The following is a 13701-nucleotide window of genomic DNA, read 5'->3' on the forward strand; positions in this document are numbered from 1 at the left end:
TTACTCCCCCAAAGAAATTAGTGTGTCGGAGGGCCCCTGAGCGGGCCCCGGGAAGTGGTCCACCTGTTGTGGAGCCCTCAGCACCTGGCGAGGCTGTTCTGTTCTACACAGTAGGTCGTCGAGGGTGTCGCCGATCGTGGCGAGGGCTTGCCGGTAATTGACGATGGCAGTTTTGTTCGGTCTGGGGGTGACGGCGGCGAGCTTGTCCCGGGCGTCGGCGACCATAGCCGCCCAGGCGGCGTTGTCGAGCGCGCCGGTGGTGTCGAGGAAGGCCAGGATCCGGGCGCCGTCGGCGAAGCGTGCCACTGCCGGCATCATCGTGACGAAGCCGACCAGGACAGCGCAGGAGGCGTGCATGTTGTCGGCCTCGAGCAGTTCTTCGACGTGGGCACGGAGTAGCTGGTAGGCGGCTCTGCGCTCGCCGCGCCGGAACAGCGCCTGGGCGCGCACCGGCTGGTTCGGCGAGTGGGTCCGTGCCGGCAGCGGCACGTCGAGCGCCTGGTCGAACAACGTGTCCGCGGCCTCTTGTCGGCCTTGGAAGGCGGCGGAGAAACCGAGCAGCATCAGCGTCCAGTGCAGCAGGGTCGGCGGGCCATGGCTACGAAACCGGCCCACGAGCGGGGTGAGCTGGGCCTCGCCGCGTGCGTACTGTCCCTGAAAGATCAACGCTACGCCGAGGTCGACCTCGATCTGCGCGGCGAGGTCGTCGGCGCCGAGCCGGCGCAGCTCGGCCAGCGCCGGCGGCGCCGTGTGGATCTGCGCGGCGTAGTCGTCGTGGACGTTGGCCCGTAGGTGCCGGGCTACCGGGTCGTCCGGATCGCAGTGCTGCCGGACCAGGCTGTCGAACCCGGCGGGGTCCTGACGGACGTGATAGCGGGACGCGGCGGCGATCAGGCCGGCCACGACCCGCGGCCGGTCCTCGACCCGCGGCCGGTCCTCGGGCGGTGCCTGTTCGAGGAGGCGTTGCGCCCACTGCCCGATCTCGTGCCGGTGCCGCCGGGCGGCCTCGGTGCAGATCGGCCGGAACAGGTCATGGGCGAGGCGGTAGTCGCCGCAGGCAAAAGCCCGGTCAACCGTCACCCGCAGGTTGGGCCAGAGCTCGTCCAGCCGGGCGACCCCCTGGACTTCCGCCGCTCCGGTGAGCTGGTCGTGCAGCGAGACCACCCGTTCCCGCACGTATCGGATGAGCGCTGCCTGGGCAGGTGCGGCCGTCGGTCCCGCGGCGAGGTGTTCGGCGGCGAACTGGCGGACTGGTTCCAGCAACCGGAACCGCTGGCCGAACGGGCCGGGTTCGGCGGAAACCATCGAGCGCTGCACGAGGCGGTGCAGCACGTCGTTGACGTTCAGGCCGCTGCCGGCGGCGACGGCCGCGGCTCCGGCCCGGTCGACTGGGCCGACGCACACCGACAGCCGTTGCAGCAGGTCCCGTTCGGCCGCGGTGAGCAGTTGGTAGGACGATTGGATCGTGGCGCGCATGGTGCGGTGCCGGTCCGCCCCGGTCCGCCGCCCGCCGACCAGCAGACCGAGCTGATCGTCGAGACGCTCGCGGATCTCCTGCGGGGTGTGACTGACAGTTTGGGCGGCGGCCAGCTCGATGGCGAGGGGAAGCCCGTCGAGGCAGCGGCAGATCTCCTCGATCACCTCCCGTGCGGCACCCGTCGCGCCCGCGGCGGTCAGCGCGTTCGCACGTTCGGTGAACAGGTCGGCGCCGGCCCCGGCCGCGGGTAAGGGTGGCACGGCGATCAGCCGTTCGTGACCATGGCTGAGGCCGAGCGGTTCCCGCGCGGTGGCCAGCACCCGCACCTGCGGGCAGCCGTCAGCGACGGCCTGGGCCAGGCGGGCCGCGCCGTCCACGACGTGTTCGCAGTTGTCGAGCACCAGCAGCGCCCGGAGCGAGTTCAAGGCCAGCACAATGGACTCACGCAGCGACCGGCCTGGGCCCTCCTTGACGCGTACCGCCGCGGCGACGGCTTGGGGCACGTCCTCGTCGCTCGTGATCTCGGTCAGGTCAACCAGCCAGGCGCCGTGCTCCAGCCGGGCCTGTTGGGCGGCCGCAACGGCGAGCGCGGTCTTGCCGATGCCGCCCGGCCCGACCAGGGTGACCACCGGACTCTCCGCCAACGCCCGGCCGATGCGGTCGAGGTCACCGTCACGGCCGAGCAGTCGTACGGCGCGCCGGGGCAGCCGGTCGACCGGCTCAGGCCGCCGCTCGCCGCCGATGCGGTGGTCCTGGCCGAGAATCGCCAACTCCAGGCGGCGCAGTCGCGGCCCGGGCTCCACACCCAGGTGCTCAATCAGCCGTTGCCGGGCAGTGCGGTACGCGGCCAGCGCGTCGGCCTGCCGGCCCACCCGGTACAGCGCCGTCATCAACAGCGCCCAGATGCCCTCCCGGAACGGATACCGCGCGCTCAGCTCGGTCAACGGCCCCACGGTCGCTGCCGCGTCCGCGTCCACCCGGGCGGCGAGATCGGCCTCGACCGTGCCGAGCCACCGCTCGACCAGGCCGTCCACGGCCGCCGCCAGGCCGGGCACCGGCACCCCGGCCAGCGGGTCGCCGGTCCACTCGGCGAGCGCACCGGCGAGGTCGCCGGCCTCGACCCGCCGGCCGAACCGGATCACATCGACCGCGTCGGCGGGCACATCGAGACGGTACGCGGCACCCGAGCGCACAATCCTCGTCGCGCCCAGACCGCCCCGTAGCCGAGCGATGTACGACTGCAGGGTTCGGACGGCGGTCCGGGGTGGTTGCTCGCCCCACAGCAGATCGATCAGCCGCCAGTCCGGAACCGCCACGCCGGGCTGCAACGCCAGGGCCGCCAGCAGCGCACGGCACTTACCCGCCCCGATGTCGACGGCCACTCCGTTGCCGTCCACCACCTCGACGCCGCCGAGCAACCGTATGCGTACCGCCGGCCCTGCCATAGCCACTCCCGCGTCCGATACCCCGCCCCGACCCGCAGCTCAACATTTTCGCAACGCCCGCACAACGCCGGCCCAACGTCTGCCCGGCACGATCGGTCCACCTCGATCGCGGGAGGCAGGTCGCCGCCCGCCACTCGAACCTGCCGCAGCCCGACCCGGGGTTGCCACGATACTGCTGGAGGAACGATGTCCGAACGGTCCGCCGCCCGCCTCGCCGGTGCCCTCTTCCTACTGGTCATCGCGGTCGTCCTGGCCAGTTCGGCTGCTGCCGGCGGCGGCGCCGGCGGGATCGCGGAACGGCTCGACGACATCGCCACAAACCCGTCCGGGCTACGGCTCAGCATCGTGCTGCTGGCCGTCGCCGGCGTCGCCACGCTGGGCCTGGCCGCCATGCTGCACGCCATCACCCGGCGACAGGACCCGTCCCTGGCCGCTTTCGCCCTGGCCTGCCGGGCGGTGGAGTCGGGACTCTACGCGGTGCAGATCCTCGGTGCCATGCTGCTCCTGTCGCTCAGCCGGCAACGAACGGACAGCGCCCGGGACCTGGGTGCGGCGACGGTCGACATCGCCGCGTGGAGCACGAACGTCGGCGCCTGCTTCTTCGCCGTCGGTAGTGCCGTGTTCGCCTACCTACTGCTGCGGTCCCGCGCGATCCCCCGACCACTGGCCAGCCTCGGCCTGCTCGCGTCGCTGCTGCTCGCCGTCAGCGTCCCCGTGCAGAGCGCCGTCGGCGCCGTCACCGCCGACGGTGCCGGAATACTGCTGTGGCTGCCGATGCTCGCCTTCGAAATCACCGCCGGCGGCTGGCTCCTGATCAAGGGCCTGAGGTCCACGGACCCCGTCGTCTCACCTCTCGCTGGCGCGCAGGAGAGCGACGAAGTGAGAACAGCATGACGAAGCAGCTCAACTTGATCATGAATGAAGGTTGACCGTATTCGATTCGGCCCAGCCAGCACCCGGGTTGCCCGGGGATACTCCAGCGCGGATCCACCCCAGTAACACCGGATTCAGTCTGCGCTTCAGCTTCCCCACCGGCTCGCTGCAGATAGGCTGAGCAGGCCAGCTTCGCCAGATCTTGGAGGGTGCAGCCATGCCCGTTCTGGTCGCGTTCTCGGTCACTCCACTCGGCGTCGGCGAAGACATCGGTGAACTTGTGGCTGAAGCCGTACGAGTGGTCCGTGAGTCGGGTCTACCGAACCACACCGATGCGATGTTTACCCTGGTCGAGGGCGAAACCTGGGATCAGGTGTTCGAGGTGATCAAAAACGCGGTCGATGCGGTGGCAGTGCGATCGCCGCGCGTCAGCACAGTCATTAAGATGGACTATCACCAATATAAGTCGAGCGCCATAACGGCCAGGATGGACGCCGTCGAGCGATATCTTGCATCTGGTCACGAAGAAAAGTCATCAGCTCGCTGATCATCCGCCCGCCAGTCGCACGCGCCCGGGCCGAGGCACTGATGAGGCGGGCCATCGGTGCTTGGTCCCGCCGAGGCGGGGGCGCTCGTGGTGGGTCTGCAGTCAGGCCGGGCGCCTCCAGCACCGTAGGGTCGGCGAGGTCGGCGAAGGCCCCAGCGGTTCGTTGCCAGTCCTCAACGGTGACCGTCCGGTCGCCGGCCGGGCTGATGTTCTCCTCGGACTTCCGGCGTAGGTACCCTCGTTGCGGGACAGCCCGAGACTGGCGGCTGCGGCGTCGATGCGATCCACGGCTTCTTGACTGGGTTCGCGACCGAGGATGCTGGCACGTGTCAGCATTCAGCGGCGCACGCGAAGCTACGGCCATGCTGCGGTCGTTGGATGGTACGAAGAAGGTGCCCGGTGATGGATCGGTCAGTGGACTTCTGGTTCGACCCGAGCTGCCCGTACACCTGGATCACGTCGCGATGGATCGTTGAGGCGGCGACGGTACGCCCGCTGGAGATCCGATGGCACGTGATGAGCCTCTCGGTGCTCAACGAACGCCGAGAGGTCGACCCGGAGGGTGACACCGAGGGTTACCTGTGGGGGCCGGTACGCGTCTGCGTGGCTGTCGAGCAGCGGCACGGCCAGGACGGCCTGGCCCGCTTCTTCACCGCGTACGGAAAGCGGGTCCACGTGGGCGGCGAGTGGGCCGAGTTCGGCGACGTCCTGGCCGACGCCGGACTCCCGGCGGACCTGGCCGCGGCGGCCGGGACGAGCGAGTTCGACGAGGCGGTCCGGGCGTCGCACGCGGCGGGCATCGCCCTGGTCGGCGACCACATCGGAACCCCGATCATCGCCGCCGACGACACAGACGGGAACCGGGTCGCCTTCTTCGGACCGGTGATCTCGCGGATCCCGCGGGGCGAGGAGGCGGGCCGGCTCTTCGACGGCGCGGTGCTGGTCGCCAGCGTGGCGGGCTTCCACGAGCTGAAGGGGCGACCGCACGCGGAGCCGCAGTTCGGCGGGTAGCGCCTCCACCGCGGCCCGCTAGCGTCACCGGTGCTCAGCCGACGCGTTTCATGGCTTCCTGCTTACTATCCTGCATCTTCGAACCTGACTCACGGCGTGCGGCGCGGCTCAACACGATCGGCGCCAGCAGAAGGCCGATGACGGCCCAGGCGGTCAGCGCCCCCGCCGTTTCCAACTGCCGCCAACTGCCGGTGATCTCCACCGCGGCGGCCGAGTCGGGCAGGAAGACCGACCGGGTGCCGAGCCCGAGCCAATAGACCGGAAACACCTGAGCGATGTTCTGCACCCAGACGGGCAGGCTCTGGATCGGATAGAGGATGCCGGAGATGCCGGCCAGGGCCATCGTGGGGAAGGTGACCCAGGTGTACGCCTCCCGGGGGCCCTTCACCAGCGACCCGACGATGATGCCCAGCGGCATGGTCGCCAGCAGCCCGAGCACGAACACCCAGAGCAGGGTGAGCCCGCTGCTGACGTGCAGAGATGCCAGCCCATCCACCAGCAGCAGGCTGGGCACCAGGATGAGGACGAGCAGGGGCAGCGTACCCACCGACAGGCCGAGCACCCGTCCGCTCAGGTAGCCGAGGAGGCCCTGCGGGACGGTCTTGGCCCGTAGCAGCGTGCCGTCCTCCCGGTCGGCCGCCAAGGAGTACGCAGCGCCGCCCACCGTCTGGAAGGCGAGCAGGCCGCCGAGCAGGCTCGGCATCACGACGGCGGCCAGCGACAGATCGGTCCCCTCGACCGTCGAGTCGCGCTGGAAGAACAGGACCGTCAGGAATACGGCCGCCAGTAGCAACCAATAGACAATGTCGCCCACGTTCGTCAGGCTCTGCCGGAGCTCGATCCAGCCTCGGCGCAGCCCGAGGCGCACGGCGTAGGTCGTCGGATTCACGCCCGAGCCTCCTCGCGGGACGCTGCCGCCTCGGTCAGCACCTCGGGGCGCCCGACGGCAGCCCCGGCGAGGGCATCATTCTGCCCGTACCACGTACGTAGGTCGCGAGCTTCGATCGGGGCCGTCTCGTCCGGCGGACCGACCGTCGGCGCTGCCTCCTCTAGTTTCTGCACGCTCGGCATAAGCTACGCCCTCCGTGAGGCATCACTGTACGAAGAATAGTACATCTACTATATACCGTGGTCACCCTAGTATCTTGCGCCAGCACGACGAGTTACAACTCTTCGGCAGCACCGGCCTTGCACAACTCAACAACGGACCCTGGCCCTGCGGTGACGGCAGCCTCCACGGCAACCCCGTCCGCATTTGAGTCAGGCGGCGACCCCGGTCACCGCAGTGGCCCCCGGGACTTCCCGCACCCCGTCCTGCTCGGTGCGGGGCCCGCGTCGGCGCCCATCACGGATGATCGGGACTGTGGAGCGAAGCCGATGCGGTAGCGGCCACGACCGGGCCGGTGCCGGGGATCGGAGTGGACCGGGGCCGGAGGCGACGGCGCCCGAGAACAGCCGCGAGCGCCCCGATGAAGCCACCCACCACCGCGAGCAGGAAGCGGCGGTGCTGTCGGTCGCGTCAACCACCTGGCCGCCGGCGGCAGCTCCAGCGGCCAGGCCGACCGTCACCGCGCTGGACAGCCAGGCGAACCCCTCGGTCAACGCGGCGCGGGGCACCAGCGACGCGGCCAGCGAACTTCCGGAGATCAGGATCGGTGACACGACGACACCCGCGAGTGCGATGCCGACGGCCAACACCGGCACGGTGTCCGCGAACACCATCGGCACGGCGACCACGCAGAGCGCGGCGGCCGACCCCAGGAGGCGTTGCCGGGACGTGATCCGGTCGATCGGCACCGACCCGTACACCAGCCCGGCGACGAGGCTGCCGACCGCGAACAGCGCGAGCAGCACGCCCACGGCACCGGTGGCGCCGCGCTCGGAACTGAACGACACCACAGCGACGTCGACCGCACCGAGAAACACCCCGAGGCCGACGTAGATGATGAGCAGGACGCCCATACCGCGGGCCCGGACCGCACTAGCCCGCCGCTGCTGGGGCGCCCGCGGCGGTTCGGTGCGCCGCTGGACGGCGAGCGCAAGCGAGCCGAGCACGGTGAGCGCCAGGGCGCACAGCAGCCCGGCCGCCGGGGACCAGCCCACCGCCAGGGCGGTGACCAGCACCGGACCGGCTACGTAGATGACCTCGTCGAGGATGGACTCGAAGGCGTACGCCGTCGGTACCTGGGCCGAATCGACGAGCATCGTCCACCGGGCCCGGACCAGGGAGCCGAGTGGAGGGGCCGACGCCCCCACGAGCGCGGCGGAGCCGATCAACGTCCACGCCGGGGCGGATCGGCCGGCCAGGACTACGAGCGCCACCATCCCGAAGGCGTGTACGAGCACCGAGACGGCGATGACGATCCGCTGCCCGAACTGGTCGGTGGCCCGCCCCAACACCGGGGCGGCAATCGCCTGCGCCAGCGTGAGCGCCGCGGTGACCACGCCGGCGACGCCGTACGAGTCGGTTTGAATGGAGATCATGAGCAGGCAGCCGAGGCTGCGCATCGCCATGGGCAGCCGACCGACGAAGCCTGCGGACACGAAGAGGACAGCACCAGGCGTGCCGAGCAATTCGCGGTACGCGCGCAAAGCCAATCACCCTTTCCTCAGTATCGTCGGCAACGCCGTCAGGTTTCGTCATCGCTCGCAAGCTCGGGCGGGCCTGAGTGACGAGCCGTGGCGCCGGCAAGCCGGCCCAGCCGAGCGCCCCAACGCACGCGCAGCCTCAGGGCGTGAGCCGGTTCGGCCCCCGGAACAGGAACATCGCGTCCCGGATACTCTCCAGCCCGAGCAGAACCATCAGGATCCGGTTGAGGCCGGCCCCGAAACCGCCGTGTGGAGGGGTGCCGAAGCGGAAGCAGTCGGTGTACGACGTGAGTGGCTCGAGCGCCATCCCCTTCTCCTCGGCCTGCTTGAGCAGCACGTCGTACCGGTGCTCGCGCTGGGCGCCGGTAGTGATCTCCAACCCCTTCCAGAGCAGGTCGAAGCTGGCCGTCACGTCGGGGTTGCCTGCGGGGCGCAGGTGATAGAACGGGCGTACCTCCACCGGGAACTCGGTGACGAACACGAACTCGCTGCCGTGCTCCTCGGCGGCGACCGCCGAGATCAGCCGCTCGCCCTCGGGATCCAACTCCTCCTTGACGCCCTGCGGGTCCCAACCACGGGACCGCAGCAGATTGATCGCCTCCGCCATGGGGTACCGGGGGAACGGGGTCGCCGGAACGTTGACCTCGACGCCGAAGATCTCCCGGATCGCCTCGCCGTGCCGCTCCTTGATGCGGCGCAGCATCTGGGCGAGCATCTTCTCCTCGAAGCTCATCACGTCATCGACGTCGTCGATCCAGGCGATTTCGACGTCCAAGCCGGTGAACTCGGTGGCGTGCCGGGAGGTGAAGGACGGCTCGGCTCGGAACACCGGACCGATCTCGAACACCTTGTCGATGCCGCCGGCGATCGCCATCTGCTTGTAGAACTGCGGCGACTGCGCGAGGTAAGCGGTACGCTCGAAATACTTCACCGCGAACACCTCGGAGCCGGACTCGGACGCCGTGCCCATCAGCTTCGGGGTGTGCAGTTCGGTGCAGCCCTCGGCGTATGCGAACTCCCGCAGCGCCTCCTCCAGCGTCGTCTGCGCCGCGAAGGTGAGCTGGCGCTCCGGCTGGCGTACGTCCAGGAACCGCCAGTCGAGCCGCTGGTCGATTCCGGTCTGCCGGTCGATCGGCAGCGCCTCGGAGCGGGACACCACCTCGATCGCGGTGGGCTGGATCTCCAGGCCACCAAGCTTGACGTTGGTCGCCGAGATCACCACACCGGTGACTTTGACGGCGGACTCCGGAGGCATCCCGTGCTCGATCAGCTGCTCCAGCTCACCGGGCTCCTCAGTGCGCTTGTTCGTGATCTGTACCAGCCCGGTGTGATCGCGCAGGATCACGAACTGGAGCTTGCGCTGCAACCGCAGGGCGTTGACCCAGCCGTAGACGGTCACCTCCTGACCGACGGCCGCCGCGAGTTCACGGATCAGCGTCCTGGAAACCACAGGTCCCTCATCTCTCAGCAGGTACTCGAAGGTGGCCGTCCAGGAGTCTAAAGATCCAATGTCTACCGTCGAAGGTATTTTCGCCGCCAAGAAAGGAGCCACATCCGCCCCCGGCGGCGACGGAAACCGGTTCCTGGCGAAGCGATTCCCGCAGGTGGGTTCGGCGCTCGAGGCCGGCCCGCACCTCGCCGGCATCGGTAGGCGCCCTCACATTGGCTGTGATTCACGCTCTTGCCGGTGGCGGAGCAGGCGGGTCCAGGTCCACATCGAGTCGACCAAAAAGATGATCAGCCAGATCCTACTGGCGCCCAGTTGCCACGGCGCGTCGCCAAGGTCACCGTTGAGTGCCTCCAGCAGGGTGTACCGGCCGCTCGCGACCGCCACGAGCCAGGAGTGGCCGAGTGCCACGAAGGCCACCTGCCCGGCGATGAACACGGCCGCCCGGACGGCCCAGCGACGCCGCAGCTCGACCCGCGGGCGGCGGCGCTGCGGTGGCGGCGCCGGTGGCACGGTCTCCGCCGCCGGCGTCGCCACCAGGTCCGCAGACTGGGGCGGTGGCCGGTCCGGGACACCGACGCGGCGCAGTGCGGCGGGGACGAGCGCCGCTCCCACCACGAGCACGACGGCCGCGCCGACGCAGGCCCCACGCCAACCACCACTCTGGTAGAGCGCGCCGGCACTCAGCGGGCCGAGGACCGCGCCGAGCAGGGTCGCACTCTGGTAGATACCCATGCCGCGCCCGAGGCTGCCGTCGGAGGCCTCGGCGGCGACGGTCTGCTCCACCGGGATCGCCGCAGCCAGGCAGGCAGCGGAGACCGCCCACAGTGCCCCAATGACCACCGGGTTGGCCGCGAAGGCCAACCCGACGGCGACGATGGCGCTCGCGACCAGCGACGAGGTCAGGGTTGCCGCGCGTCCGATCCGCCGTACGACTGCGTACAGGCGCAGTGGCAGTGCGGTGAGGATGACGAAACCGGGCAGAAATACCAGTGCGATCTGACCGACGGTGAGTCCGAAGCCCCGCTGTAGGTGCAGCAAGAGCAGCAAAGACACTCCGAATTCGACGGTGGCGGTGACCGCCACCACGACGAGCAGTGGGCGCAGCCGGCGGGTGACCTGTCGCAGGTCGGCCTGGGCGCGCGACCGCCCGCCGGTCTGCGTCGGGGTGGATAGGAGCAGCACCGCGGCCAGGAGGCAGGCAACCCCGGCGGTGGCGAAAACCAGCTGGTACCGGTTGTTGTCGAGAAGTGTCAGCGCGATGAGGAAGCCGATCCAGATGCCGGTCCCCTCGGCAGACAACAGCCGACTGAAAATCGCCGCATCGTCGCGCAGGTGCTCACCGACCCGCGCTCGCAGCGCCACCCAGAACAGCGCGCCACCGATTCCGCCGCAGACAGCAGCGCCGAACGCCACGCCAAGGTTGTTGGCGAGCGCGTACCCGAAGAGTGAAAGCCCGAAGAGGATCGCACCGACCGCGGCCACCCGCGCCCGGTCGAAGCGATCGGACAGGACCCCGGCGGCCGGCCGACCCAGCAGGGACAGCAGCGCCTCGGTCGCGGCCAATGCGCCGACCTGGCCGGCGGTCGCGCCCATCGCCGCGCCGGCCCACAGCGGCAGCAGGAAGTCCAGCACCTCGGCCGGGCCTCGGGCCAATCCCGCCGCAGCCAGCACCCGCGAACTACGACGGTGGCCTGCGGCCTGAGCCGGGGACATGAACGCTTCTTACCATGATGCGACCACGGCCGCGCGCCCAGGACACTCGCCCACACCGAATTCCATTCGTGAAGTCGCACGACTCAACCCACCTCCCACCGACCGGCGTTAGACAGGTAGCGGATACGGGTCAGGGGGCAGAGATGTCGGGTCAGGACCAGTACGCGGGATTTCGGGAGTTCGTTCTGTCGCGGGGGCAGGCGCTCTCCCGGGCCGCCTACCTACTGACCGGTGACCACCAGGCAGCCGAGGATCTCCTGCAGGAGGCCCTGGCCAGGACCGCGCGGCACTGGCGGCGGATCGAGCGGGACGGCCGCCCCGAGGCGTACGTCCGGACGGCGATGCTGAACCAGCTCCGTTCGTGGTATCGACGGCGGCGTCCGATCGAGCTACCCAGCGCCAGCGTGCCGGACCGGTTGGGCGGGCCGGATGTCGCCGACCACGTGACCCAACAGGCCGCGCTGGCTCGCCTGCTGGCGCTGCTTCCGCCCCGCCAGCGGGCAGTGCTGTACCTGCGGTACTACGAAGATCTGTCGGAGGTCGACACCGCTCGACTACTGCGGTGTTCGGTGGGCACGGTCAAGCGACACGCGCACGACGCACTCGTACGCCTCCGAAAACAGCCGGCGCACCTGTTGGATTCGCATCCCTCATCGGAGGCAAGGAGATGAACCAAGACTTCCGTAGCGCCTACCGTGAGCTCGCCGAGGAGGCCGGTAGCTACGCCGACCCGGAACGGGCGATCGCGGTCGCGCGTCGCCGCCGGCGAAACAGCATCCTGGTGTTGCCGGCGGTGCTGACGGTCGCGATCACGATCGGCACCGTCCTCGCGGTACGCCCAGATTCGGGCCCGGCACCCGCACAGCCCCTCGGACCCGGTGTCACCGCGTCAGCCCAAGCACCGGCGGCCGCAACGCCCCTACCCGCGACCGCGGTCGGTCCCGCCACATTGGCGTACGCGCCGTGTCGGACGTGCGCGACCCAGATCGTGCTTGCTACCGGCGCCCACCACCTCGTGCCCTCGGACAGCGGCATGACCTCGATCGGCACATCGCTCTCCCCAGACGGCCGGTGGCTCAGCTACCCGGCGGGCCGAGACATGAAGATCCGCGATCTGACCGGCGACCGCGTCTGGACGGTCGCTTCGTCCGGGCCGCAGCGTCGGGTTGGCATCTGGGCCTGGTCGGTGGACTCGTCCCGGCTACTCCTCGGCGACTACCACGACGGCCAGGACAACAGGTACACGGTGCTGCGACTCGACACCGGCACCCGCACCGCGGTGGACGTCGCCGAGGAGGACCTCATCGTCGGGTTGCTGCCGACCGGTGAGGTACTCACGACGCCGGACCTACTCGGCCCAGACCGGCAACGCAGCACTCGAATCACCCTCACTGTCGGCACCGGAACGGCAGCACGCACGATTGACGTCGACGCGACCCGATGGCTCGACGCCACCGAGACGGTGGTGTGGCACGACGCCGTGCACCCCGCCGCTGGCGGCGGATACTCGCTGGTCGTCGCCACCTATCCCGGCGAGGGGCCCGACCCCACGGCAGTGCTGCGGGTCAACGCCGCCGGAGAGATCACCGACCGCCAGGACGTCCCGTCCCGGGACAAGGGGTTCCAATACTGGTACGTGGTCGGATCGGATGGATCCGATGTCCTATTCGGCAAGGTGGAGACCCTGATAGGTCAGCAGGCAACCACGCTCATAGCCGTCCAGCCGGACGGACACCTCCGGGAGATCACCACGCTACCCCAAGAGGCGGTCATCAAGGCACCCGGCGCCCGTTAACGCGGAATCCGTTCCCACACCTGACTGACGGCAGTACGGGGTGCCTTCTACCGGTGATTGTCCGCTACCGACACCGGCGGCATTATTGCCGGGTGGCTGCACTTTCGCTAACTGAGGAGCTGGCATTACTTGCCTTGTGCGAAGACGGCGCATTTCGTGGCCCATCAGAGTATCTTGAGCTTGGCCTGGCGGCCGGGCTGCTGGCAGACCTGTCCGTCGCCGAAAAACTCGATCACGTCCAGGGCAACGTCGTGGTCAGGAGTGTGGAGCCAACCAGTAGCCCCCTGAACGATGCGGCACTTCGCGAGGTCGAGCAAGACCGGAAACCTCGCGCCCCACGGCACTGGATCGTTCGTTTGACCAAAGATATACAAACCCGCGTGATCGCCAAGCTGACACGAGATGAACAACTGACTCGAGCGAGCCGAAAGAGGTTTTCCCTACCTCCGGCTAACCGCTATAAAATGACCACCCTGGGTGAATCCTCCCTAGCCGAGGCGCGGCAAAGCCTCAGGCTCGCAGCACTTGGTACCGAAGATATCGATCGAAGAACTGCGAGCCTCTGTGCGCTGGTTAACGCCCTGGGCTGGAGTTCGGGCCTGGTGCCTGATTTACCCGCTCAAGACGTGGACCGCCAGTTCACCGCGATGCGCCGTTCATGCTGGCCAGCTAGCGCATTATCGGAACTGATGAGCGAAAAGCGGGCCGGGCCATGGGGCCCGACCGTTGCCAAGATGGTCACGAACCTAAATGACTAGCCACCCATCACCGGTAAAATACGACCGATCCGGAAAGGTGAAT

11 protein-coding genes and 1 pseudogene are annotated in these 13701 nt (G+C 69.1%); 6 read left to right on the forward strand and 6 right to left on the reverse strand.

Going from position 1 to position 13701, the window contains the following annotated elements:
• Entirely contained in the window at window positions 1–2922 is a 2922-nt protein-coding gene (locus SALPAC4_RS0107255) for an ATP-binding protein (protein ID WP_019869741.1), read from the reverse strand.
• A gap of 186 nt (window positions 2923–3108) precedes the next feature.
• Here SALPAC4_RS0107255 and SALPAC4_RS0107260 point away from each other — a divergent pair, with 186 nt between their 5' ends.
• From SALPAC4_RS0107260 to SALPAC4_RS0107270, 3 genes are all read left to right on the forward strand, one after another.
• On the forward strand, window positions 3109–3816 hold the full coding sequence (locus SALPAC4_RS0107260) for a DUF4386 domain-containing protein (protein ID WP_019869742.1): 708 nt from the start codon (window positions 3109–3111) through the stop codon (window positions 3814–3816).
• A 196-nt stretch (window positions 3817–4012) separates the two neighbouring features.
• Complete coding sequence (locus SALPAC4_RS0107265; protein WP_019869743.1) at window positions 4013–4342, forward strand: MTH1187 family thiamine-binding protein; 330 nt, start codon at window positions 4013–4015, stop codon at window positions 4340–4342.
• A 402-nt stretch (window positions 4343–4744) separates the two neighbouring features.
• Window positions 4745–5353 carry a mycothiol-dependent nitroreductase Rv2466c family protein gene (locus SALPAC4_RS0107270; protein ID WP_019869744.1) on the forward strand — a complete coding sequence of 203 codons (609 nt, stop codon included), beginning with the start codon at window positions 4745–4747 and terminating at the stop codon, window positions 5351–5353.
• Window positions 5354–5387: 34 nt separating this feature from the next.
• Here the strand turns inward: SALPAC4_RS0107270 and SALPAC4_RS0107275 are convergent, their stop codons facing one another.
• The 5 genes and pseudogenes from SALPAC4_RS0107275 to SALPAC4_RS0107295 all read right to left on the reverse strand — a co-directional run bounded on the left by SALPAC4_RS0107275 (window position 5388) and on the right by SALPAC4_RS0107295 (window position 11105).
• Window positions 5388–6242, reverse strand: a complete 855-nt coding sequence (locus tag SALPAC4_RS0107275; protein WP_019869745.1) for an ABC transporter permease — start codon at window positions 6240–6242, stop codon at window positions 5388–5390.
• Window positions 6239–6424, reverse strand: coding sequence for a hypothetical protein (locus SALPAC4_RS0107280; RefSeq protein ID WP_019869746.1), 186 nt, complete (start codon window positions 6422–6424; stop codon window positions 6239–6241). Before SALPAC4_RS0107280 ends, SALPAC4_RS0107275 begins: the two co-directional genes overlap by 4 nt.
• A gap of 274 nt (window positions 6425–6698) precedes the next feature.
• Window positions 6699–7945, reverse strand: a pseudogene (locus SALPAC4_RS25170) (MFS transporter).
• A gap of 136 nt (window positions 7946–8081) precedes the next feature.
• Window positions 8082–9392, reverse strand: coding sequence for an aspartate--tRNA(Asn) ligase (aspS, locus tag SALPAC4_RS0107290; RefSeq protein WP_019869747.1), 1311 nt, complete (start codon window positions 9390–9392; stop codon window positions 8082–8084).
• Between the two features lie 207 nt (window positions 9393–9599).
• A complete protein-coding gene (locus tag SALPAC4_RS0107295) occupies window positions 9600–11105 on the reverse strand; it encodes an MFS transporter (protein WP_027644817.1) in 1506 nt (501 codons plus the stop codon).
• Between the two features lie 143 nt (window positions 11106–11248).
• Between SALPAC4_RS0107295 and SALPAC4_RS0107300 the strand changes: the two genes are divergently transcribed.
• The 3 genes from SALPAC4_RS0107300 (at window position 11249) to SALPAC4_RS26230 (ending at window position 13658) form a co-directional block, all read left to right on the forward strand.
• Window positions 11249–11776 carry a SigE family RNA polymerase sigma factor gene (locus SALPAC4_RS0107300; protein ID WP_019869749.1) on the forward strand — a complete coding sequence of 176 codons (528 nt, stop codon included), beginning with the start codon at window positions 11249–11251 and terminating at the stop codon, window positions 11774–11776.
• Window positions 11773–12900: a TolB-like translocation protein gene (locus tag SALPAC4_RS0107305; RefSeq protein ID WP_019869750.1), complete on the forward strand. Its 1128-nt coding sequence runs from the start codon at window positions 11773–11775 to the stop codon at window positions 12898–12900. Before SALPAC4_RS0107300 ends, SALPAC4_RS0107305 begins: the two co-directional genes overlap by 4 nt.
• Before the next feature lie 92 nt (window positions 12901–12992).
• Window positions 12993–13658: a GOLPH3/VPS74 family protein gene (locus SALPAC4_RS26230; protein WP_162562145.1), complete on the forward strand. Its 666-nt coding sequence runs from the start codon at window positions 12993–12995 to the stop codon at window positions 13656–13658.
• Window positions 13659–13701: the final 43 nt, after the last annotated feature.

Source organism: Salinispora oceanensis (genome assembly GCF_000383575.1).
In the GTDB taxonomy this organism is placed as follows: Bacteria; Actinomycetota; Actinomycetes; order Mycobacteriales; family Micromonosporaceae; genus Micromonospora; species Micromonospora oceanensis.